The organism is Streptosporangium sp. NPDC004379, from assembly GCF_042873875.1.
Taxonomy (GTDB): domain Bacteria; phylum Actinomycetota; class Actinomycetes; order Streptosporangiales; family Streptosporangiaceae; genus Streptosporangium.
The window spans coordinates 1-1,928 of record NZ_JBIAMC010000040.1; the positions used below are offsets into that span (position 1 = coordinate 1).

The window sequence follows — 1,928 nt, forward strand, 5'->3', positions numbered from 1 at the left end:
CGGGGTGTGGCCGGTCGAGGGCGACGTGCGGTTCTGCTCCTCGGTCGAGGCGGCGTTCGTCGAGGGCACGACCCTGACGGAGACGTACTGGATCGGCAACCTGTGCCGTCCGGTGCTGTTCGACGAGGCGATCAGAACCGCGGCCGAGCCGGACTCGCCGGTGTTCATCGAGGTCAGCCCGCACCCGGTGCTGCTCGGGAATGTGACGGACAGCTGCCGCGCCGCCGGGGTCGAGGCCGGGGTGTGCGGGTCGCTGCGCCGTGACGAGGGCGGTCCGCGCCGGATGCTCCTCTCCCTGGCCCAGGCGTGGACGCTGGGCGCGGAGGTCTCCTGGACGGCGGTCCTTGGATCCGGTTCGCGTCCCGCCGTGAGCCCGCCCGCCTACGCCTTCCAGCGCGACCGCTACTGGCTCGATCCGGTGGCGACGGATTCCGGCTCCTCCCCGCATCCGCTGCTCGACCGGATCGTCCCGCTCGCCGCCGCCGACGGCTTCCTGCTGACCGGACGGCTGTCCCCGGCCACGACCCCGTGGCTGGCCGACCACGCCGTGGACGGCGCGGTGCTGCTGCCCGGCACGGCCTTCGCCGAACTGGCGCTGGAGGCCGCCGCCCACGCGGGCTGCGACCTGCTGGAGGACCTGACGCTGGACGCGCCGCTGTTCCTGCCCGAGTCCGGGTCCGTACAGGTGCAGGTGGTCGTGGGCGGGCCGGACGATCAGGGCCGCCGCACGGTCGGCGTCCACGCCCGGCGGTCCGACGACGATCCCTGGACGGCGCACGCGGACGGCCTGCTCGGCACGGCTCCGGCGACCGCCTCCGAGCGGCTGACGTCCTGGCCGCCGGAGGGGACCGCGGTCGATCTGACCGATGTGTACGACCGGCTCGCCGGACGCGGCTACGACTACGGCCCCGCCTTCCAGGGCCTGCGCGCCGCCTGGCACGCGGACGGCCACGCCTACGCCGAGGTCGCCCTGCCCGACCTGGTGCGCGGGGACGCCGGCCGCTTCACCCTCCACCCCGCCCTCCTGGACGCGGCCCTGCATCTGACCGTCCACGAGTCGGGCCACGACGGGGACACCCTGCTGCTGCCGTTCTCCTGGAGCGGCCTCCGCGTGTCCGCCCGCGGCGCCGACGCCCTCCGCGTACGGATCACGGAGAAGGGCGGCGGCCGGATCGCGCTGGCGCTCTTCGACGGCACGGGCGAGTGGATCGCCGGCGTCGAGACCCTGGCACTCCGCGAGACCCCGAGGAGCGCCGCCCGCCCCTCCACCGGGACCGCGCCCTACGCGCTCGAATGGACCGAGACCGCCGCGACCGGCGCCCCGGGGAACGCGCGGTGGGCGGTGGTCGGGTTCGACGAGTTCGCCGACGAGATCGAGGCCGGCCTGGCGGCGGCCGGGACGCCCGCGCCGCGCTACTACGACCTGTTCTCGCTGGCCGACATGAGCGCGGGCGAGGTGCCCGGCCTGGTGCTGGCGCCCTGCCGGGGAGACGCCGACGACCTGCCGTACTCGGTCCACGACGGTCTGCGCCAGGTGCTCGACCTCGTACAGGGCTGGCTCGGTGACGAGCGGTTCGCGGGCTCCCGGCTCGTCCTCGTGACCCGGTCCGGTGACCTCGCCGCGGCGGCGGTGTGGGGGCTGGTGCGGTCGGCGCAGACCGAGCAGCCGGGCCGCCTCGTCCTGGCCGAGGTGCCGGCGGGCTTCCGCGACTGGGACCGGGTGGCCGCGGCCGTCGCGGCGGGCGAGACCCAGTTCGCGGCCACGGGCGACGCCCTGCTGACGCCCCGCCTGGTCCGCCGCGGTCCCGCGGCCGGGCCGGTCCCGGTGACGGAGGGGACGGTTCTGGTGACCGGTGGGACCGGTGGTCTGGGTGCGTTGACGGCCCGGCATCTGGTGGTGCGGCACGGGGTGCGGGATCTGCTGCTGG

Annotated in this window: 1 protein-coding gene; it reads left to right on the forward strand. The window is 75.8% G+C overall.

All coding sequences use genetic code 11. The features are described 5' to 3' along the window. Positions 1–1,928, forward strand: a 1,928-nt coding sequence (locus ACFYSC_RS36820) for a polyketide synthase dehydratase domain-containing protein (RefSeq protein ID WP_389971030.1), incomplete at both ends; no start/stop codon positions are given.